General features: G+C 71.5%; 18 protein-coding genes. 9 read left to right on the forward strand and 9 right to left on the reverse strand.

The genetic code is table 11. The features are described 5' to 3' along the window. Nucleotides 1–1,024 (forward strand): esterase family protein (locus tag Q7F20_RS04750; protein WP_305738961.1); only part of this gene is annotated, 1,024 nt, incomplete at its 5' end. Here Q7F20_RS04750 and Q7F20_RS04755 read toward each other — a convergent pair. From Q7F20_RS04755 to Q7F20_RS04765, 3 genes are read right to left on the reverse strand one after another with little or no spacing between them, the layout of a single operon-like run. After that, entirely contained in the window at nt 1,025–2,053 is a 1,029-nt protein-coding gene (locus Q7F20_RS04755; protein ID WP_305738962.1) for an agmatine/peptidylarginine deiminase, read from the reverse strand. Beyond that, nucleotides 2,050–3,120: a nitrilase-related carbon-nitrogen hydrolase gene (locus Q7F20_RS04760; protein WP_305738963.1), complete on the reverse strand. Its 1,071-nt coding sequence runs from the start codon at nt 3,118–3,120 to the stop codon at nt 2,050–2,052. The genes Q7F20_RS04755 and Q7F20_RS04760 overlap by 4 nt, the downstream gene beginning before the upstream one ends. 48 nt (nt 3,121–3,168) lie before the next feature. Continuing rightward, entirely contained in the window at nt 3,169–4,011 is an 843-nt protein-coding gene (locus tag Q7F20_RS04765; protein WP_305738964.1) for a helix-turn-helix transcriptional regulator, read from the reverse strand. A gap of 126 nt (nt 4,012–4,137) precedes the next feature. Between Q7F20_RS04765 and Q7F20_RS04770 the strand changes: the two genes are divergently transcribed. Beyond that, nucleotides 4,138–5,070 carry an SDR family oxidoreductase gene (locus tag Q7F20_RS04770; protein WP_305738965.1) on the forward strand — a complete coding sequence of 311 codons (933 nt, stop codon included), beginning with the start codon at nt 4,138–4,140 and terminating at the stop codon, nt 5,068–5,070. On the opposite strand, the gene Q7F20_RS04775 is transcribed toward Q7F20_RS04770, so the two are convergent. Both Q7F20_RS04775 and Q7F20_RS04780 read right to left on the reverse strand, forming a co-directional pair. Beyond that, entirely contained in the window at nt 5,063–5,716 is a 654-nt protein-coding gene (locus Q7F20_RS04775) for a DUF1345 domain-containing protein (protein ID WP_305738966.1), read from the reverse strand. The genes Q7F20_RS04770 and Q7F20_RS04775 overlap by 8 nt on opposite strands. Nucleotides 5,717–6,209: 493 nt before the next feature. Further along, entirely contained in the window at nt 6,210–7,292 is a 1,083-nt protein-coding gene (locus tag Q7F20_RS04780) for a VanZ family protein (RefSeq protein WP_305738967.1), read from the reverse strand. Nucleotides 7,293–7,428: 136 nt separating this feature from the next. Between Q7F20_RS04780 and Q7F20_RS04785 the strand changes: the two genes are divergently transcribed. Beyond that, nucleotides 7,429–7,875, forward strand: coding sequence for a hypothetical protein (locus tag Q7F20_RS04785; RefSeq protein WP_305738968.1), 447 nt, complete (start codon nt 7,429–7,431; stop codon nt 7,873–7,875). 7 nt (nt 7,876–7,882) lie between these two features. On the opposite strand, the gene Q7F20_RS04790 is transcribed toward Q7F20_RS04785, so the two are convergent. The 4 genes from Q7F20_RS04790 to Q7F20_RS04805 all read right to left on the reverse strand — a co-directional run bounded on the left by Q7F20_RS04790 (nt 7,883) and on the right by Q7F20_RS04805 (nt 12,544). After that, on the reverse strand, nt 7,883–9,265 hold the full coding sequence (locus Q7F20_RS04790; protein WP_370871618.1) for a flavin monoamine oxidase family protein: 1,383 nt from the start codon (nt 9,263–9,265) through the stop codon (nt 7,883–7,885). Then, complete coding sequence (locus Q7F20_RS04795; RefSeq protein ID WP_305738969.1) at nt 9,265–10,629, reverse strand: FAD-binding oxidoreductase; 1,365 nt, start codon at nt 10,627–10,629, stop codon at nt 9,265–9,267. The genes Q7F20_RS04790 and Q7F20_RS04795 overlap by 1 nt, the downstream gene beginning before the upstream one ends. Nucleotides 10,630–10,631: 2 nt before the next feature. Beyond that, on the reverse strand, nt 10,632–11,963 hold the full coding sequence (locus Q7F20_RS04800) for an aspartate aminotransferase family protein (protein WP_370871621.1): 1,332 nt from the start codon (nt 11,961–11,963) through the stop codon (nt 10,632–10,634). Nucleotides 11,964–12,061: 98 nt separating this feature from the next. After that, nucleotides 12,062–12,544 carry an Lrp/AsnC family transcriptional regulator gene (locus Q7F20_RS04805; RefSeq protein ID WP_370871619.1) on the reverse strand — a complete coding sequence of 161 codons (483 nt, stop codon included), beginning with the start codon at nt 12,542–12,544 and terminating at the stop codon, nt 12,062–12,064. 135 nt (nt 12,545–12,679) lie between these two features. Between Q7F20_RS04805 and Q7F20_RS04810 the strand changes: the two genes are divergently transcribed. The 6 genes from Q7F20_RS04810 (at nt 12,680) to Q7F20_RS04835 (ending at nt 19,147) form a co-directional block, all read left to right on the forward strand. Further along, entirely contained in the window at nt 12,680–14,122 is a 1,443-nt protein-coding gene (locus tag Q7F20_RS04810; protein WP_305738972.1) for an aminobutyraldehyde dehydrogenase, read from the forward strand. A 46-nt stretch (nt 14,123–14,168) separates the two neighbouring features. Further along, nucleotides 14,169–15,356 carry an ABC transporter ATP-binding protein gene (locus tag Q7F20_RS04815; RefSeq protein ID WP_305738973.1) on the forward strand — a complete coding sequence of 396 codons (1,188 nt, stop codon included), beginning with the start codon at nt 14,169–14,171 and terminating at the stop codon, nt 15,354–15,356. Beyond that, nucleotides 15,353–16,564 carry a PotD/PotF family extracellular solute-binding protein gene (locus tag Q7F20_RS04820; protein ID WP_305738974.1) on the forward strand — a complete coding sequence of 404 codons (1,212 nt, stop codon included), beginning with the start codon at nt 15,353–15,355 and terminating at the stop codon, nt 16,562–16,564. Before Q7F20_RS04815 ends, Q7F20_RS04820 begins: the two co-directional genes overlap by 4 nt. After that, nucleotides 16,561–17,475, forward strand: a complete 915-nt coding sequence (locus Q7F20_RS04825) for an ABC transporter permease (RefSeq protein ID WP_305738975.1) — start codon at nt 16,561–16,563, stop codon at nt 17,473–17,475. Before Q7F20_RS04820 ends, Q7F20_RS04825 begins: the two co-directional genes overlap by 4 nt. After that, nucleotides 17,472–18,350 (forward strand): ABC transporter permease, encoded by an 879-nt coding sequence (locus Q7F20_RS04830; RefSeq protein ID WP_305738976.1) that lies wholly within the window; start codon nt 17,472–17,474, stop codon nt 18,348–18,350. The genes Q7F20_RS04825 and Q7F20_RS04830 overlap by 4 nt, the downstream gene beginning before the upstream one ends. Before the next feature lie 428 nt (nt 18,351–18,778). Beyond that, nucleotides 18,779–19,147, forward strand: coding sequence for a hypothetical protein (locus Q7F20_RS04835; RefSeq protein WP_305738977.1), 369 nt, complete (start codon nt 18,779–18,781; stop codon nt 19,145–19,147). The last annotated feature ends 68 nt before the right edge of the window (nt 19,148–19,215 follow it).

The following is a 19,215-nucleotide window of genomic DNA, read 5'->3' on the forward strand; positions in this document are numbered from 1 at the left end:
AACGGGCTCCGCCGCTGCCGGGCGGGCTGTCGCTGCGGAGCCGAGCCGCGCCTCCACGGCCCGCGCGACGACGACGCCGACCGCCCGTCCGACCACGCTCGCACCGACCGCCGGGGCCACCGGCGGGATCCCGGCCGCCGAGGCGCCGGGGACGACGCCGCAGCCGTCGAGCCTCGACCTGGCGAGCACGTGGACCGCACCGGCCGACCTCCCTGCGCAGGGGCGGCTGCTCCGGGTCACCATCCCGGCGACACGATCGCACTTCGTCGCACGTCAGGCTCTGCTCTACCTCCCCCCGGCCGCGCTGGTCGCCGATCCGCCGGCCCTGCCGGTCGACGTGCTCCTGTCCGGCCAGTCCCGCGGAGCCGGGCCGGAGGACGTCGAGACCGGCGGACAGATCGAACAGACGATGGACGCGCTGGCGACCCTGGACCGGGGTCTCGCACCGATCGTGGTCGTCCCCGACCAGCTCGGCCCGCGGTCGGCGAACCCGATGTGCGTCGACGGGGCGCTCGGCAACAGCCGGACCTACCTCACCGAGGACGTGCCCGCGTGGGTGACCAGCCACCTGCGGGTGCAGACGGCGGCGTCCGCGTGGACCATCGGCGGGTTCTCACAGGGCGGGACGTGTGCGATCCAGCTCGGGGCGGGCGACCCCTCGAGGTTCGGCAACCTCGTCGACGTCTCCGGAGAGGACGGACCCACGCTCGGCAGCGAGGCGAAGACCGTCGACGAGGGGTTCGGTGGGAGCAGGGCGGCGTGGGCGGCTGCGCAGCCGGCGGCCCTGCTCCGTGCCGGGGCGCCGTTCCGGGACTCGAACGCATTCTTCGCGGCGGGCGCCCTGGACACCACCTACGGGCCCGTGATGCCCGTGATGGCCGGGCGTGCCCGGGCGGCGGGGGTGCACGTCGCCACGTGGGTCGTGCCCGGCGGGCGGCACAGTTGGGTCACGGCACGGGCGGCGCTCGCGGCGGGGCTGGACTGGTTGCAGCCGCGGGTGGGACTGGGTGCACCCGCGGTCTGATCAGGCGGTGGGCGGCGCGGCTGGCTCCTGCTGCGTGATGCAGTGCAACCCGCCACCGCGCGCGAACACCTCGCGCGCGTCGATCGTCCGGACCTCGCGCCCCGGGTACGCCTCAGCGAGGATGCCCCGCGCGCGGTCGTCCGCCACCGGCTCCCCGAACCCGCACGCGATCACCGCGCCGTTCACCACGACGTGGTTCACGTAGTTCCAGTCGACCGGCCCGTCGGCGTCGGCGAGCGTCGCAGGTGCCGGCAGCTCGACGATGGTGGCGTCCGTCGCCTCCTCGATCGCCCGGCGGATCATCGGCATCACGAGGTGGTCCGGGTGCCCGGGATCCGGCTGGGCGTGCAGCAGGACCGTGTCCATCGACGCTCCGGCGAAGGTCGCGACCATGTCGACGTGCCCCCGGGTGCCGAAGCCGTCGTAGTCGCGGGTCAGACCCCGGGGAAGCCAGACCACGTCGGGGGCGCCGATCGTCCGGGCCAGCTCCTGCTCCACCCGCGCGCGGTCGGCGTGGGGGTTCCTGCGCGGGTCGAGCTGCACCGTCTCGGTGACGAGCACGCGTCCGGTGCCGTCGACGTGGATCGCACCGCCCTCGTTGACGAGGAGTGACGGGATCCGCTCCACACCGGCGGCTGCGGCCACGGTGGCGGCGACCTCGGCGTCGCGCGTCCACGTCGACCACGGGTTCGCGCCCCAGCCGTTGAAGACCCAGTCCACCGCGCCGCGGGCGCCGGTCACCTCGTCGACCACGAACGTCGGACCGATGTCGCGCATCCAGAAGTCGTCGAGGGGCGCTTCGAGCACGTCGACCGCGCCGGCCAGCAGGCGTCGGGCATCGCCACGGGCGACCGGGTCGACCACCACGGTGACGGCCTGGTACTCGCTGATCGCGTTCGCGGTCGCCGCCCACACGGCACGTGCGGCCTCGGCGCTCGCCGGGTCGTCGCCGAGCGTGAGACCGGGGCGCGGGAACGCCATCCAGGTGCGTTCCTGGGGGGCGGTCTCGGGAGGCATGGCCCACGTCATGCGCGCACCTCGCGTCCGGTGGGGGTCGCGTCCTCTCGCGTGGTCGCCTGCTGCCGTCGGGTCGCGTGGTCCTCGACCGCTGCCTCGATCGCGTCGCGTGCGCCGTACGCGTGGCGTTCCTCGTCGACGGGGGCGACGAGCGTGCCGTACAGGTCCGGGCGGCGCGTGACGTAGAACGGGAAGAGCCGCAGCCACTCCGTGCGGGCGTCGAGGTCGAGGTCGGCGACGAGTGCGACACTCGCGTCCCGTGGAGCCTCGACCAGCACGCGGCCGAACGGGTCGGAGATGAACGACGAGCCGTAGAAGGTGATGTCGCCCTCGTCGCCCCAGCGGTTCGGGACGACCATGAACTGGCCCGACGTGATGCCGTTCGCCACGATGACCTGCCGCCAGATCGGGGCGGTGTCGAACGCGGGGAAGGTCGGCTCGGAACCGATCGCCGTCGGGTACGCCAGGACCTCGCTGCCGGCCAGGCCGTAGGACCGGGCGACCTCGGGGAACCACTCGTCCCAGCAGGTCGGCAGACCCACGCGGGCGCCGAGCCCGGCGTGCTCGTACACCGGGAAGGCGTCGGCGTCGGCACCCGGGCGGAAGTACGTGTCCTCGTAGTAGCCGGCGCTGATCGGGATGTGGGTCTTGCGCGTCCGCCCGACGAGCGTGCCGTCCGGGGCGACGAGGACGGCGGTGTTGTAGCCGCGCGGGTCCTCGGGGTGGTCGTCGGCGGCCGGCCGCTCGTACAGCGAGGCATGCACGAACACCCCGTGCGCCGTTGCCTGGGCGCGGGCGAACGCGACCGTCGGACCGTCCTCGAGCGACTCGGCCAGATCCTTCGGCGTACCGGTCGCCGGGGTGTCGCCCGGGTAGCGCGAGAGCGTCAGTTCCGGGAGGAACACGGCGGTGGCACCGTTCGCCGCCGCGGTCGCGATGCCGTCCGCGAGCTGTGCACGGTGGGCTGTGGGGTCCTCGAGCCACCGGGACTGGACGAGGCCGACCCGCACCCGGCGCCGGGGGTGGCCGGTGTCCTCGTGCAGGGGGGAGGGCTGCGGGGTGCCGGTGCTGACGTCCATGACGCCATTGTTGATCGTGCGATCAACGAGCGCAACCCCCGCGTCGGATCAGGCGCGGCTGGCCGTCGAGCCGATCACGGCGAGCAGCTGGAGTCGCTCGGCACTCTCACTCCCCGGTTCGGCGGTGTAGACGAGCAGGTTCTGCGAGCTGTCGGGGTCCTGCAGCACCTGGCACTGCAGGGTGAGCAGTCCGACCTCGGGGTGGCGGTAGGTCTTCACGTCACGCGGGCGGATGCCGACCTCGTGGCGCGCCCAGACCTCGCGGAACTCCTCGCTCGTCGCCAGCAGCCGTTCGGCCAGGTGTGCGGCACGGGACGCGGGTCCGCGGCGAGCGATGGCGCCGCGGAGACCCGAGGCGTACATCCGGGACAGGAAGGCGTGGTCCTCGACCGGGTGGAGGTCCCGGGCCCGCGGATCGGCGAACCAGCGGTAGCCGATGCTCCGGTCGTCGCCTCGTCGGCCACTGGCGTCGCCGGTGAGTTCGGCGGCGAGGGGCGTCTGCTGCAGCGTCTCGCCCAGCTCGGTCACGATCTCGGCGGGACTGTCGGCCAGCCGGTCGAAGATCCGCATCATGCCGGGACTGACGTGGTCGCCGCCGGAGGCCGCGGTGGGCGGCTCGTGTCCGGCGAGGCGGAAGAGGTGGTCGCGCTCCGCGATCGTGAGGCGCAGGCCCTGCGCGATCGACGCGAGCATCTGGTCGGACGGTTGTGGCCCGCGCTCCCGTTCCAGGCGAGCGTAGTAATCGACGGACATGTTGCTCAGCAGCGCCGCCTCCTCGCGCCGGAGCCCGCTCGTGCGGCGACGCTGACCCCTGGGCAGGCCGACGTCCTCGGGCTGCAGGGCCGTCCGACGGCTTCGGAGGAAGTCCGCGAGGGAGACTCTGTCGATCATGCGCCCATCCTCTCCCGGGGCGGCGACCGCAGCCACGGATCGTCAGGCCGTGGTTGCGGGCGCTCGCCGGGGCGACGATCGTCTCGGGTGCCGGAGCGGCACTCACCACGACGGAAGCGGCTGACCATGGCACGGAACGAACCCATCTCCCTCCCGGACCTGCACGGACGTCGGGTACTGGTGACCGGAGCGAGCGACGGCATCGGACTCGAGATCGCAGGGCGCTTCGCCGGCGCCGGAGCCGAGGTCGTCGTGCCGGTGCGCAACCGCGACAAGGGGGCGGCTGCCGTCGCCCGGATCACCGCGCACCACCCGGATGCCTCCGTCGTGCTCGAGGACCTGGACCTGTCCTCGCTCGAGTCCGTGTCGACGCTCGGGGAGCGGCTGCGCTCCGAGGGCACCCCGATCGACGTCCTCGTCGGGAACGCCGGCGTGATGAACCCGCCCGAGCGGCAGACGACCCGGGACGGCTTCGAGCTGCAGTTCGGGACGAACCACCTCGGGCACGTCGCGCTCGTCGGGGGGCTGCTCCCGCTGCTGCGCGCCGCGAACGGTCGTGTCGTGATGCAGTCCAGCGTCGCGGCGCAGCGGGCTTCGATCCGCTGGGACGACCTGCAGTCGGAGCGGGACTACGACGTCGCCCGGGCGTACGGGCAGTCGAAACTCGCGTGCGCGCTCTTCGCCCTCGAGCTCGGCCGAAGGAGCCGGACTGATGGCTGGGGGATCACGAGTGCGGTCAGTCACCCCGGCGTCGCCCCCACGAGCCTGCTCGCCGCCCGCCCGGAGATCGGACGCTCGGGCGACACCGTGGCCGTCCGGCTCATCCGCTGGTTGTCGGCGCGCGGTCTCATCGTCGGGACGCCCGCCTCGGCGGCGGAGCCGGCCCTGCTCGCGGCGACGGACGCGGACCTCGACGGCGGATTCGTCGGTCCGACCGGCCCGGGGCAGCTCGGCGGACCGGCTGGCCTGCGGAAGCCGTGGGCGCCGCTGCTCCGCGATGAGGACGCCGCTCGGCTCTGGGACGTGTCGGAGGAGCTCGTCGCCCGCCCGGTCAGCTGATGATGTTCACCGCGCGCGAGATGACGAGCGCCAGCAGGATGAAGCCGCCGATCGACTGGTAGGCCATGATCATCTTCGCCCGGACGGTCATCGGCATCGTGTCCGTCGGGCTGAACGCCATCATGTTCGTCAGGGCGACGTAGAGGTAGTCGAGGTACACCGGCCGCCAGCCGGCAGTCTTGGGGTCGGTCTCCTGCGGGAACTGGAAGTCGGCGCGGTCGGTCACCCACAGTCCCGGCTGCCGTCGGGCGACCGGGCCGCCTCGGTCGAGTTCCCAGTACACGAGCCCGAACGCGATGATGCTGCTCACCCAGACCTGCAGGGCGGTCAGGAGCACCGCGCCGCCGTCGGGGTGGCCGTGCAGCAGCTCGTCGAGCGTGCGGACGACGGTCAGCTGGTTCGCCACCGTCAGCAGGACCGCGAGGCCCGTGGACAACCAGCGCGACCAGGTCGTCTCTCTCGTCAGCCGCCGGGGGTTGAAGACGATGAGCGGTGTGAGGAGCAGGACGCCGAGGAGCGGGACCACCCAGGACGGGAAGAAGAGGACCTCGTCGGGCAGGAACAGGCTCAGCGCGAGGTTGACGAGCACGGCGACGGCGACCGGCCCGCGGTGCTCGTGCGTGGGTGTGGTCCGCGTCGTCGTCACGGGTCCGAGTGTGGCACTCCGACATCGTTCCGGGCCCGTGCGACCCGTGAGGGTCCGGTCAGTACGACGCCCGCGTCACGCCCTGTGGAACGTAGAACATCAGTAGGCTGATCGCAGACCGCGCGACCGCCGGGACGCGGCCCGAGCAAGGATGAAGCCCACCGCTGGGGAAACAGCGATGGGCTTCGAATTGCTCTCCGAGTGGAGAACGAGGGACACAAGGCGTCCCGAGCTTGAACTCGGAGGCAGTGTAACCCGATCACCGTCGGGTCGCACGTCCCTCTGCCCCTGCTCTTCGTGTCCGCCGGCGCTGACACGGAAGGTGGTTCGGGTGTCCTCCGACGACGAACCGCGTCGACGCCGTCAGGTGCCGTGGTTGGGGATCGCGGCGTTGCTCGTGACCCTGGCCCGGTTCCCGCACGACGTGTGGCGCAAGGGCTGAGTCCAGGGTGTCCAGCGCTCTCGCCGCCGCGGGGCACCCGTCGGGACCCGCTCAGCCGACGCGCGCCGATGCCCGGTCGTCCTCGACCTCCGCGCGGATCACCGCGAGCGCGAACCCGCGCCGACCACGGGTCGTCCACACCGCGACGACCGACGTGACCGCGAGCACGAAGGCGAGGAACGCCGAGAACGGGACGTCCAGGGCGAGCAGTGCCGCCCACCCGCCGGAGCCGAGCGCCCAGCGCACCACGCGCCTCCCGGTCCCCGGTGTCGGGGTCGGACGCAGCCGGACGACGTGCTCGCCCAGGGTGCGGCCCGTCGCGAGCACGATCACGAGCTGGGCGAACGGGGCGACCAGGGCACCGGCGGTGATGAGCGTGTCGAGCACGGGGTCCCGGTCGTCCCGCCCGGAGATCGCCCACACCAGGGCGGTACCGACGCTCAACGTGCCGGACAGGAGCCAGATCGACAGCACGTCGGCGAGCATGCCCGAGAACCGGCGTGCGGCGGTGACCGGACGCGGGGCGCCCGCGTCGGTGTTCCGGCCGGAACCGGCCAGCACTCCCACGAGCGGGGCGAGGAGCGTGCCGAGCACGGCGCCCGTCGTGTTCGCGAGCAGGTCGTCGACGTCGAAGAGTCGGTACGAGCAGGGGTAGAGGAACCAGTCGCCGGTGAGCTGCGTCGTCTCGATGAGCAGGGAGGCCACGAACCCGACGCCGAGTCCGATGAGCAGGCCGACGAGCACGCGGTTCCGGGCGATGGCGTGCCGTGCGAGTGCTCCGAGGGGCACGAAGAGCAGGACGTTGAACAGGACCTGCGCGGACGCCGGGTTGGCGAGCAGTGATCGGGGGCCGGAGATGCCACCCTCCTTGGCCACGTCCCCGACGAACGCGAACGGCGTCAGCTGCGGCGAGGCCGCGTTCCGGCACATCGTCGCGACGTCGTCGGGCAGCGGCAGCAGCGTGTACGTGACGAGCGCGAGGGCGTACACGAGCGTGCCGAACGCGACGAGCGAGCGTCGGAACCCGAGCTGCCCGTGGCGGCGGTACTCCCACGCCGTCCACGGTACGAGCGCCCCGACGGCGAGGACGGTCCCGACGACGAACGCGATCACGCCTGGCAGCACGGTTCCCATGCGGTCGACGGTACTGACCTCGCGGGCGCACGGAACCGATGTCAACCGCTCGGAGGACCCGGGATCGACCCCACGTCGCACGGGGTCGCCACGCGCGGGGGACGATCCGCGGCCGGTGGGTGCGCAGGCTGGTGGCATGTCCGAACGCAACCGTCCCACCGTCCGTCTCCTGGCCGCCGCCGTCGTCGCGGGGTCCGTCGCCGTGCTCGCGACCGGGTGCAGCTTCGTCCAGCAGCAGACCGGCGACGCGTGGTCCGTGACCTACGAGGTCCGCGTCGACCAGCCGGGCGGCGCCTCGCTCAGCGACGTGCGGGTCGAGGGTGCCGATCGGCGCGGCGAAGCGCCCGAGGTCCACCGGCTCGGCGCCGAGCAGACCGCGGCCTCGGACGGCGAGGGGTCGCGCTGGGAGCACGATGCGATCGTCCTCGCCGGGCAGCGGGCGTCCGTGCGGGCGACCCCGGGCGGCGGCGCGACGGCGACGTGCCGGATCCTGCTCGACGGCGAGCGCGAGATCGCGCGCGAGACCTCGTCGCGGCCGGGCGACGAGGTGCGGTGCTCGGCCGACACCCCGCCCTTCGACTGACGGAGCGTCACGCCCGACCGGACGGCTCGTCGGCCCCGGGCAGCGGCTCCGCCGACGAACCGGCCCCGGGCAGCGGCTCCGCCAACGAGCCGGCCGACACCTCGCGCCCGAGCAACCGCCCCGCCGCCCGGAGCCCGGACAGCAGCGCGCCGTGCACCGTCGCGGGGTCGTCACCCCACGTCGCCTCACCAGCGAGCTGCACCCGGCCGCACGGGCTGCCGAGCAGGTCGTGGTCGTCCGGTGACGCCCCCACGTGCAGGTACGAGTACGACCCGCGCGCGAACGGGTCCGCCGCCCACCGGGTGATCCGCACGCCGTCCGGCTCCGGGACCGCGGACCCGAACATGCGGCGCAGCGCCTCGACCGCCTCGTCCACGACGAGGGCGTCGGGCAGCGACTCGATCCGCCGAGCGCCGGCACCGCCCACGAGCGCTGCGAGCAGCGGTTCGCCGGTCACCCGGGACATGTCGTACCAGGAGTGCCAGTCGACGCCGGCCGGACCCTGCTGCCGCACGACCCAGTCGTCACCCCAGAAGCGCTCCGGGAAGCGCAGGAAGACCTTGTCGTAGACGCCCATGCCGAGTCGCCCCATCGCGTCGAGGACGGCGGGGTCGAGCGGCGGCTCGAAGGTGATCGCGCCGGCCTGCAGGACACCGAGGGGGGCGGTGACGACGACGTCCGTGGCGGACACGGTGCTGCCGTCGGCCAGCCCGACGACCACGCCCGCGGACGACGAGCGGACCGATCCCACCACCGAGGACAGACGGACGTCGAGTCCGGCGGCGAGTGCGCGAGCGTACTGGCCGTACCCACCCGGGAACACGACCTCGTCGCCGGGGACGTGCTCCTCGTCGAGGCCGTGCGCGTCGAGCACGGTGACCGGGGCTCCGCAGAGGTCCTCCGACCGGTGCGCCGTGTACTCGCGGACCCGGGCGGCCCGGTCGCCCTGCCACCCCAGCGACCGCAGCGCGGTGTCGACGGCCGACGCGTACGTCGACGGCGGCGGAGCCTGTGCGACCACCGCGTCGAGGGCCGCGTCGACGGTGTGCAGGTCGGCGGCGAACGCCGCGGCCTGCTCCGCGGTCAGGGGGGCACCCGATGGGTCGTGCCACCCGATCGGCCGACCGTCGAACTGGAAGCTGCCGACCGTGAACTCGACGGTCTCGATCCCGAACGCCGAGGCGAGGGACCAGAGCGGGTTGCCGTCGATGCCGTGGATCCACGAGGCACCGAGGTCGATCGGCACGCCGAGCTCGTCGTCGGTCCAGGTGCGACCGCCGATCCGGTCCCGGGCTTCGAGCACGACGACCCGCTTCCCGCCCTGCACGAGGGCCCGTGCGGCGGCGAGCCCCGAGACCCCGGCGCCGACGACGACGACATCGGCGTCCATCAGTGTCCTCCGGTCAGGGGCGCCATCAGCCGTGCGGCGAGGCTCGGCCGTCCGGTCAGCGCTTCCTCGCGGTCGGCGAGGTCGGTCGCCACGAGTCCGGCGTTCGCCCCGAGGAAGCGCAGCGGTTCCGGCTCCCAGTCGGGCGAGCGGTGGTTCACCCACGGCAGGGCGGTCAGCGGCGAGGACACACCCCGCACCAGGTCGGCGAGGGTCCGCCCTGCGAGGTTCGTCGTCGACAGCCCGTCGCCCACGTAGCCGCCGGCGGTGCCGACGTGGCCGTCCCACGTGACCGAGGCGCACCAGTCGCGCGGGACGCCGAGCGGGCCGCCCCACGTGTGCGTGATCGGCGCGTCCGCGACGGCGGGGAACAGGTCGACGAGTGCCTTCCGGAGGTGCTCGAACACGCGCGGCACCCGGTCGTACCCCGGCGTGATCGCGGACCCCCAGTGGTACCGTGCTCCCCGTCCGCCGAACGCGAGACGGTCGTCGGCGGTCCGCTGTCCGTACACGAGCAGGTGTCGGTAGTCCGAGAAGGTCTGGCCGTGCTCCAGACCGATGCGGTCCAACGCGGCGGCGGGCAGCGGGGCGGTCGCGATCATGAGCGAGTACAGCGGCAGGACCCGTCGCTTCGTCTGCTCGAGCTGCGCACCGTAGCCCTCGACGGCGATGACCACGGCGCCGGCCGTGACGGTCCCGCGCGACGTCACCACGTGCCCTGGACCCCACGACACGGCGGGCGTGTGCTCCGCGATCCGGACGCCCCGCGCCTCCAGGGCCGCCGCCAGGCCACGCACCAGCGCCGCGGGCTGCACCCGCGCGCAGTCGGGTGTCCACGCGACGCCGGCCGATCCGGCGGCATCGCCGGGGCCTGCGTCGCGGTACGTCATGTCGTCGCCCCACGCGGCCGAGGCGGCGACCTCGTCGCGGGCCGCGCGTTCCTGCACCGCGGAACGTGCGTAGAGCAGGGTGCCGCCCTTGACGTAGTCGCAGTCGACCTCGGCTTCGGACGCTGCACGCCCGACCTCGTCGACGGTGTCGCGCATGGCACGCCGCAGGGCGAGGGCCGCGTCGCGGCCGTGCTCGCGTGCGATCGCGTCGGCGGATCGCGGGAACAGCGCGGAGCACCAGCCGCCGTTGCGTCCGGAAGCGCCGAAGCCCGCGATCTCGCGTTCGACGACGACGACCTGGAGGCGCGGGTCGGCCTGGTGCAGGTACCACGCGGTCCAGAGACCGGTCAGTCCACCGCCGACGATGCAGACGTCCGCGGTGGTGTCGCCGTCGAGCGGCGGACGGGGCGTCAGATCGTCGCGACCGCTCGTGACGAGCGCGTCGAGCCAGAACGAGACGCCCCGGTAGCCCGACATCGTCAGATCTTCGTCCAGGCCTCGGACAGGACGCTCCGCAGGATCGACGTCATCTCGCGGAACTCGGGCTGACCGATGGTGAGCGGCGGCGCGAGCTGCACCACGGGGTCGCCGCGGTCGTCGGCACGGCAGTAGAGGCCCGCGTCGAACAGCGCCTTCGACAGGAACCCGCGCAGCAGGCGCTCCGACTCGGCGTCGTCGAACGTCGTCTTCGTCGCCTTGTCCTTCACGAGCTCGATGCCGTAGAAGTACCCGTCGCCGCGGACGTCGCCGACGATGGGCAGGTCGCGGAGCGTGTCGAGCTCGGCCCGGAAGAGCGGGGCGTTCTGCTGCACGTTCTGCAGCAGGCCCTCTTCCTCGAAGATGTCGAGGTTTTCCATCGCGACCGCCGCGGAGACGGGGTGTCCGCCGAACGTGTAGCCGTGGTAGAAGGTCGTGTCACCCGTCGAGAACGGCTCGAACAGCTTGTCGCTGATGATGGTCGCGCCGATCGGGGAGTACCCCGAGGTCATCGCCTTCGCGCACGTGATCATGTCCGGGACGAAGTCGTACGTGTCGCACGCGAACATGGTGCCGATGCGGCCGAACGCGCAGATGACCTCGTCCGAGACGAGGAGGACGTCGTACTCGTCGCAGATCTCGCGGACCCGCTGGAAGTACCCGGGCGGCGGGGTGAAGCAGCCGCCGGAGTTCTGCACCGGCTCGAGGAAGACGGCTGCGACGGTGTCCGGGCCCTCGAACTCGATCATCTCGCGGATGCGTTCGGCCGCCCAGACGCCGAACTCCTCCTCGCTCTCGCCGGCGAAGCCCATCTCGGCGGCGCGGTAGTAGTTCGTGTTCGGGACGCGGAAGCCACCGGGCGCGAGGGGCTCGAACATCTGCTTCATCGCCGGGATGCCCGTGATCGCGAGCGCTCCCTGCGGGGTGCCGTGGTAGGCCACCGCGCGGGAGATCACCTTGTGCTTCATCGGCTTGCCGCGGAGCTTCCAGTAGTACTTCGCGAGCTTGAACGCGGTCTCGACGGCCTCGCCGCCGCCGGTCGAGAAGAACACCTTGTTGAGGTCGCCGGGGGCGTGGTCGGCGAGCCGGTCCGCGAGCTCGATCGCGGCGGGGTGCGCGTACGACCAGATCGGGAAGAACGACAGGGTCTCCGCCTGCTTGGCGGCCATCTCGGCCAGGCGCTTCCGACCGTGCCCCGCGGCGACGACGAACAGGCCGGAGAGCCCGTCGATGTACTCCTTGCCGTGGCTGTCGTAGACGTGGTGCCCCTCGCCGCGGACCATGATCGGGACGTCGGCACCGGCCTGGTTCGCGCCGTGCCGGGCGAAGTGCATCCAGAGGTGGTCGCGTGACTTCTGCTGCAGCGCGGCGTCGTCGACCGGGGCGAACGGGTCGTAGGAGCCGAGACGGGTGGAGGGTCGTTCGGAGATGGTCATCGCGTTCCCCAGTCGTAGAGCTGTTTGCGGAGTTGCAGGTAGACGAAGGTCTCGGTGGCGGCCACGCCCGGGATCGCCCGGATCGTGCCGTTGAGCAGTTCGATGAGGCCGTCGTCGTCCTCGCAGACGACCTCCACCATGAGGTCGAAGCTCCCGGCGGTCATGACGAGGTAGTCGACCGCCGGGAGCCGTTCGAGTGCATCGGCGACGGTTCGGGTGTCGCCGCTGACCCGGATGCCGATCATCGCCTGGCGGTGGAACCCGAGCTGCATGGGATCCGTCACCGCGACGATCTGCATGACGCCGGTCTCGGTGAGCTTCTGCACCCGCTGACGGACCGCCGCCTCGCTGAGACCGACCGCCTTGCCGATCTCGCCGTACGGGCGGCGTCCGTCTGCCTGGAGTTGCTCGATGATCCGTTTCGAGGTCTCGTCGATCGGTCCCGGACGTCGTGGTGCTGCCGCCATGCCGGACAGCATGACAGCGCCCTCGGACAGAAAGCAAGGGATTCAGTTGTGAACTCCGTGTTTCACGACGATTTCCGTTGTTACGGTTCTCCACAACCTGCGGATCCGTCCTTCCGAACGGCCGCGTTCCGTGCCAGTATCGCCGCCATGCTGGAGACCACGAGGACGAGCGAGGTCCGGAACTTCATCGGCGGTGCCTCGGTCGAGGTGCGCGCCGACGCAGCCTTCGACCTCGTCGACCCCACCGACGAACACGTGTACGGCAGGTCCCCGGTGTCCAGCGCCGCGGACGTCGACGCGGCGTTCGCCGCCGCGAGCGACGCGTTCACGGCCTGGCGCCGGACCACCCCCGCCGAACGGCAGCTCGCGCTCTTCCGGATCGCCGACGCGATGGAGCAGCGGGCCGACGAGTTCGCCGACCTCGAGTCGCTCGACACCGGCAAGCCCCGTGCGACCCTCGTGCAGGACGAGATCCTGCTCTCCGTCGACCAGATCCGCTTCTTCGCCGGCGCGGCCCGCAACCTCGAGGGGCGGAGCGCCGGCGAGTACACGGCCGACCACACGTCGTTCGTGCGGCGCGAGCCGATCGGCGTCGTCGCCCAGGTCACCCCGTGGAACTACCCGCTCAACATGGCGGTGTGGAAGTTCGCGCCGGCGCTCGCCGCGGGCAACACGACGGTGCTCAAGCCGAGCGACACCACACCCCTGTCGACCCTGCTCCTCGCCGAGGTCGCCGCCGAGTTCCTGCCCCCGGGTGTCCTCAACGTCGTCGTGGGGGACCGGACCACCGGCGCCGCGATGATCGACCACCCCACGCCGCAGCTCGTGTCCATCACCGGCTCCGTCCGCGCCGGCATCGAGGTCGCGCGCGCTGCCGCCGGTGACCTCAAGCGCACGCACCTCGAGCTGGGCGGCAAGGCCCCGGTGATCGTGTTCGACGACGCCGACATCCCCGCCGCAGTGACCGGCATCGTCGCCGCCGGGTTCTTCAACGCCGGACAGGACTGCACCGCAGCCACGCGGCTGCTCGTCCAGGACGGCATCCACGACGAGTTCGTGGCGGCGCTCACCGAAGCAGCCAGGACTGACGCGCAGACCGGCCCGGACGCGGCGAGACCGTCCTTCGGCCCGGTGAACAACGCGAACCAGCTCGCCCAGGTCCGGTCGTTCATCGACACGCTCCCCGACCACGCGTCGATCGAGCTCGGCGGACACCGTGTCGGCGATCGGGGCTTCCACCACGAGGCCACGATCGTCTCCGGGCTCCGACAGGACGACCGCGCCGTGCAGCAGGAGATCTTCGGCCCGGTGCAGACCGTCCAGCGCTTCTCGACCGAGCAGCAGGCGCTCGCGTGGGCGAACGGCGTGGAGTACGGCCTGGCGAGTTCGGTGTGGACGACCGACCACGCGCGGGCGATGCGCTTCGCCCGCGACCTCGACTTCGGGTGCGTGTGGATCAACACCCACATCCCGATCGTCGCCGAGATGCCGCACGGGGGCTTCAAGCACTCGGGCTACGGCAAGGACCTGTCCCAGTACGGGTTCGACGACTACACCCGCATCAAGCACGTCATGTCCTACATCGGCTGAGACCGAACCCGACCCCACCCGAGCAGCGCGAGCAGCAGGAGGCATCATGGCAATGACCGGCACCTTCGCCGAATCCGGGGCCGATCTCCGGCTCGAGCAGATCACCAAGTCCTTCCCCGGCCACACCGCCGTCGACACCCTCGACCTGACCGTGCCGGCCGGTTCGTTCTTCGCCCTGCTCGGCCCGTCCGGGTGCGGCAAGACGACGACGCTGCGGCTCGTCGCCGGGCTCGAGGAACCGACGAGCGGCACGATCACGATCGGCGGCCGCGACGTCACCGACACGAAGCCGTACCAGCGGCCGGTCAACACCGTGTTCCAGAACTACGCGCTGTTCCCGCACATGAGCGTCCTCGAGAACGTGGCGTTCGGGCTGAAGCGTCGGCGCATCCCGGACCCGATGACGAAGGCGACCGAGGCGTTGCGGCTCGTCGAGCTCGAGGGATCCGCGTCGAAGCGTCCGGCACAGCTCTCCGGCGGCATGCAGCAGCGCGTCGCCCTCGCCCGCGCGATCGTGAACCGGCCGGCCCTGCTGCTCCTCGACGAACCGCTCGGCGCCCTCGACCTCAAGCTCCGACACCAGATGCAGTTCGAGCTGAAGTCGATCCAGGCCGAGGTCGGGCTGACCTTCCTGCACGTCACGCACGACCAGGAAGAGGCGATGACGATGGCCGACACGGTCGCCGTCATGAACGGCGGGCGGATCGAGCAGATGGGCAGCCCCCAGGAGCTCTACGAACTGCCCCGCACCGCGTTCGTCGCGAACTTCCTCGGACAGTCGAGCCTGCTCGAGGGCGAGGTCCGCGGCACCGACGGCCCGTTGCTCGTCGTCGCCACCGCGGCCGGCACCGTCGCCGTCCCGACCGACCGGGCCGTCTCGACGACCGGTCGCGTGGTGGTCGGTGTCCGTCCCGAGAAGCTCAAGATCCGCACCGCCGAGCCGGCACCGGAGGCCGGTCGCAACATCCTCGGTCCCGGCCGCGTGGTCGACGTGTCGTTCTCCGGCGTCAGCACCCAGTACCTCGTGGACGTGCCGGGAGCCGGCCGCGTCTCGGTCTTCGCACAGAACTCGAAGGGCGGGCCACGGATCGCCACCGGCACCGAGGTCTGGCTCACGTGGGGAGTCGACCACGGTTTCGGCCTGGAGGCGCACCCCGCGTCCGACGCGACCGTCACCGCCGGAGCCGACCCGCGCCTCCAGTCCGCGCCCGCCCCCGCGGGGGTCGTCGCGTGAGCACGCGACCGGACCTGGTGCGCGGACTGACTTCCGCACGCGTCAGCCGACGTGGCTTCCTGGCGGGCGGCGGGGCCGCCGCGGTGGCCGCCCTGCTCGCCGGCTGCAGCATCAAGGGATCCGCGGCGTCGCTCGCCGAGCACCCGGTGGACTGGGAGCGGTTCTGGAAGGACCAGAAGGCGACGAAGCAGCTCAACTTCGCGAACTGGCCGCTCTACATCGACTCCGACCACGGCAAGTCCGAGTCGCTCCAGCTCTTCGAACAGGCCACCGGCATCTCGGTCGACTACCAGGCGGTGATCCAGGACAACGCGACGTTCTACGCCACGGTCTCGCCGATCCTCCGCGCGCAGGGCGCCACCGGGTACGACCTCGTCGTGATGACGAACGGCTTCGAGCTGACCCAGATGATCAAGAACGGGTTCGTGTGCGAACTCGACCACTCGCGGCTGTCGAACTTCGCGAAGTACGCCGGCGACTCCGTGAAGGACCCGACCTACGACCCGGGGAACAAGCACTCGGTCGTGTGGCAGACGGGATTCACCGGGATCGCCTACAACCCGAAGTACATCGACCGCGAGATCACCTCGTTCCAGGACCTGCTCGACCCGGCGTTCCGCGGCCGCGTCGGACTGATGAGCGACAACACCGAGCTCGGCTCGCTCGGGCTGCTCGCGAACGGCATCGCCCCGGAGACCTCGACCCCCGCCGACTGGCGGACGGCGCAGGACTGGCTGCGGAAGCTGCGACCGAGCGTCACCGGGTTCTACGACCAGAGCTACATCAACAAGCTCGAGAACGGCGACACCTGGATCACCCAGGCGTGGTCCGGCGACGTGTTCCAGGCGCAGCAGTCGGGGTTCGAGCACCTGAAGTTCGTCACGCCCGAGGAAGGGCAGATGATGTGGCACGACAACCTCATGATCCCGCGGCAGGCGGCGAACCCGGTGTCCGCCCTCGAGTGGATGGACTTCTACTACACGCCGAAGATCGCCGGCATCGTCGAGGACTACGTCAACTACGTCTGCCCGGTGCCCGCCGCCGAGGACTACGTCCGGAACGAGCTCGACGACGCCACCGTGGCGGACAGCCCGCTGGTGTTCCCCTCGTCCGAGGTGCTCGACAAGTCGCACGAGTTCCGGGTGTTCGAGAACTACGACGAGTACTCGGAGTGGAACGGCATCTTCAACGCGGTGGTGCAGTCGTGAGCGCCGTCGGGACGGCCGGGGTCGCCGCTCTCGGGAGCGCCCCCGGTCGACGACGGCTGCGGGTGCCCTTCCTGCTCGCCGTCGTGGGCACCGCGTACCTGGCGGTGTTCTTCGTCATCCCCCTGGTGTCCGGACTCATCGTCTCCCTCATGTCCGGCAACCCGGACGACGGCTACACCTTCACGTGGAACTGGGGGATCTACGGCTCGCTGTTCATCGACCCGCAGGTGCCGTACCTCACGTTCCTCGGCCGGTCGCTCTGGTATGGCGTCGCGGCGACGGTCGTGACCATCATCGTCGGGTACCCGGTGGCGTACTTCATCGCGTTCCGGGTGTCCCCGCGGTGGAAGAACCCGCTGCTCATGCTCGTGTTCGTCAGCTTCCTCGTGTCGTTCGTCATCCGGACCGACATGTGGGCGTTCGTGCTCGCCTCGCAGGGGCCCGTCGTCACGGCCCTGCAGGCGATCGGCCTGGCCGGCAAGGACTTCCACATCCTCGGCACCGGCGGCGCGGTGATCTTCGGCAACGCGTACAACGACCTCGCGTTCATGGTGCTGCCGATCTACGCCGCGCTCGAGCGCATCGACCCGAGGCTCGGCGAGGCGGCGAACGACCTGTACGCCGGCAAGGTCCGGGCGTTCTGGCACACGACGTTGCCGCTGTCCCGGTCCGGCGTCTTCGCCGGCGTCCTGCTCGTCTTCATCGACAGCGTGGGCGACCCGGTGAACTCCGCGCTCCTCGGTGGCACGAACACGTACACCATCGGCCAGGCGATCCAGGACGCCTACTCCGGCAACCAGCAGTACAACGTCGCCGCGGCGCTCTCGACCGTGCTCATGGTCGTGCTCGGCATCATCCTGTTCATCTACGCCCGGGTCTCCGGCACCGACGACCTCGAGGACCTCGTATGACCGCCGTCGCACCCTCCCGTCAGGCCGCAGCACCGTCCGCGACCGAGACCGGTTCCACCACCGGGCGCTCCCGCCGTCGCGGGGTGAACCGCCGCGGGCCGTGGCTCGCGATCGTCTACTGGGTCACGATCGCGATCACCCTCGTGCCGATCGTCTACATGATCGCGTACTCGTTCAACGACGCCCCGACGAACCGGTTGTCGTTCGCGTGGAACGGGTTCACCACGTACTGGTACGCGAACCTCGTGAACGTCTCCGGACTCGGAGCGGCGTTCGTCACCTCGGTCGTCATCGCGTTCCTCGCCGCCGTCATCTCGGTCGCGATCGGGCTGCCGCTGGCCCTGGCACTCGAGCGCTACCGGTTCCCCGGACGCGGCGCCGTCAACGCCGTCGTGTTCGCGGACATCGCGGCACCGTCGATCGTCGTCGGGTCCGCGTCGCTGTCGTTCTTCTTGTCGATCGGACTCGGCACCGGGTTCCTGACGATCCTGATCACGCACGTGGCCTTCGACGTCGCCTACGTCGTCGTGGTGCTCCGGGCGCGGATCGCCGGGACGTCGCGGGCACTCGAAGAGGCGGCGGGGGACCTCGGCGCGACGCCGTTCCAGGCGTTCCGGCTCGTGACCCTGCCGTTGCTCGCGCCGGGCATGCTCGCGGCGGGGCTGCTCGCGCTGGCGATGTCGATCGACGACTACGTCATCACCTCGTTCGTCGCCGGACCCTCGGTCACGTTCCCGCTGTTCGTGTACGGCGCCGCCAAGGCCGGGATGCCGCCGCAGGTGCTGTGCTTCGGCACGCTGGTGTTCGCGGTGGGGCTGCTCGTGGCGCTGTTGAACGGGGCGTTGAACCGGCGGTTGGCGCGCACCCGCGGGTGAGGGAGCGTCCCGCACCGGTCTGCACCGTTGCGGGACGCCCTGTCTCAGCCCTTCCGCCACAGGTCGTGCAGGAGCCTGACCACGGTCACGAGCAAGCTCGCGATCCCCAGCCAGGGAACCTGACGCCTGGGCTTGGATCCGTCGTCATGCGACATCGATCCCACCTCCGGGTGTCGGCGCCGGCGGACACGAGGAGCGGGCCGGGACGGGCGTGCAGTGGGACCGCGGTCCCGCTACACTGAACCCGAGCGTTCAGACTCGGGGACGGTTCACGCCCGTCCCGGCTTTCCACTCGGAGAGCAACCCGAAGCCCATCACCGTTGCGCCGGTGGTGGGCTTCACGCTTGCCCTGGGGATGCAGTCCGGCTGTGCCACACCCCGTGCGACGAGCCTACGTGGTATTCCAGTATCAGTGAGGAGGCGCGACGGTGGACGTCATCGAGGTCGACGAGCGCGACAGCACGTGGGAAGACCCGCGCCCGCGCTTCCGCGTCTACGTCCAACGCCCGGACGGCGACGCGTTCGCGACGGAGACGACGGACCTGCTCGAGGCCGACGTCCTGGAGGCCATCGACTGGGCCCAGCGCCGCGCCGCCGAGCACGAGGGCGCCCTCTGGTCCGTCGCACTGGTCTCCGACGACCGCCGAGGGCTGCGCGGGCTCACCTGGCTCGTCGGCTCCGACGCGAACGACCCGCCCGAGGACGACCTCGACCTCGACCGGCGCGCGCGCATGCGTGCGCGCCGGTCCGATCCCGTCGTGGTCCCGACCTCGGACCGCGCACCCACCGACGACTGACCGACGACGACCGAACGTCGCCGACGGCGGACGGGAGGCGCGGTGTCAGCCTGCACCGGGCCTCCCGT

Source organism: Curtobacterium sp. A7_M15 (assembly GCF_030705415.1).
Lineage (GTDB): Bacteria > Actinomycetota > Actinomycetes > Actinomycetales > Microbacteriaceae > Curtobacterium.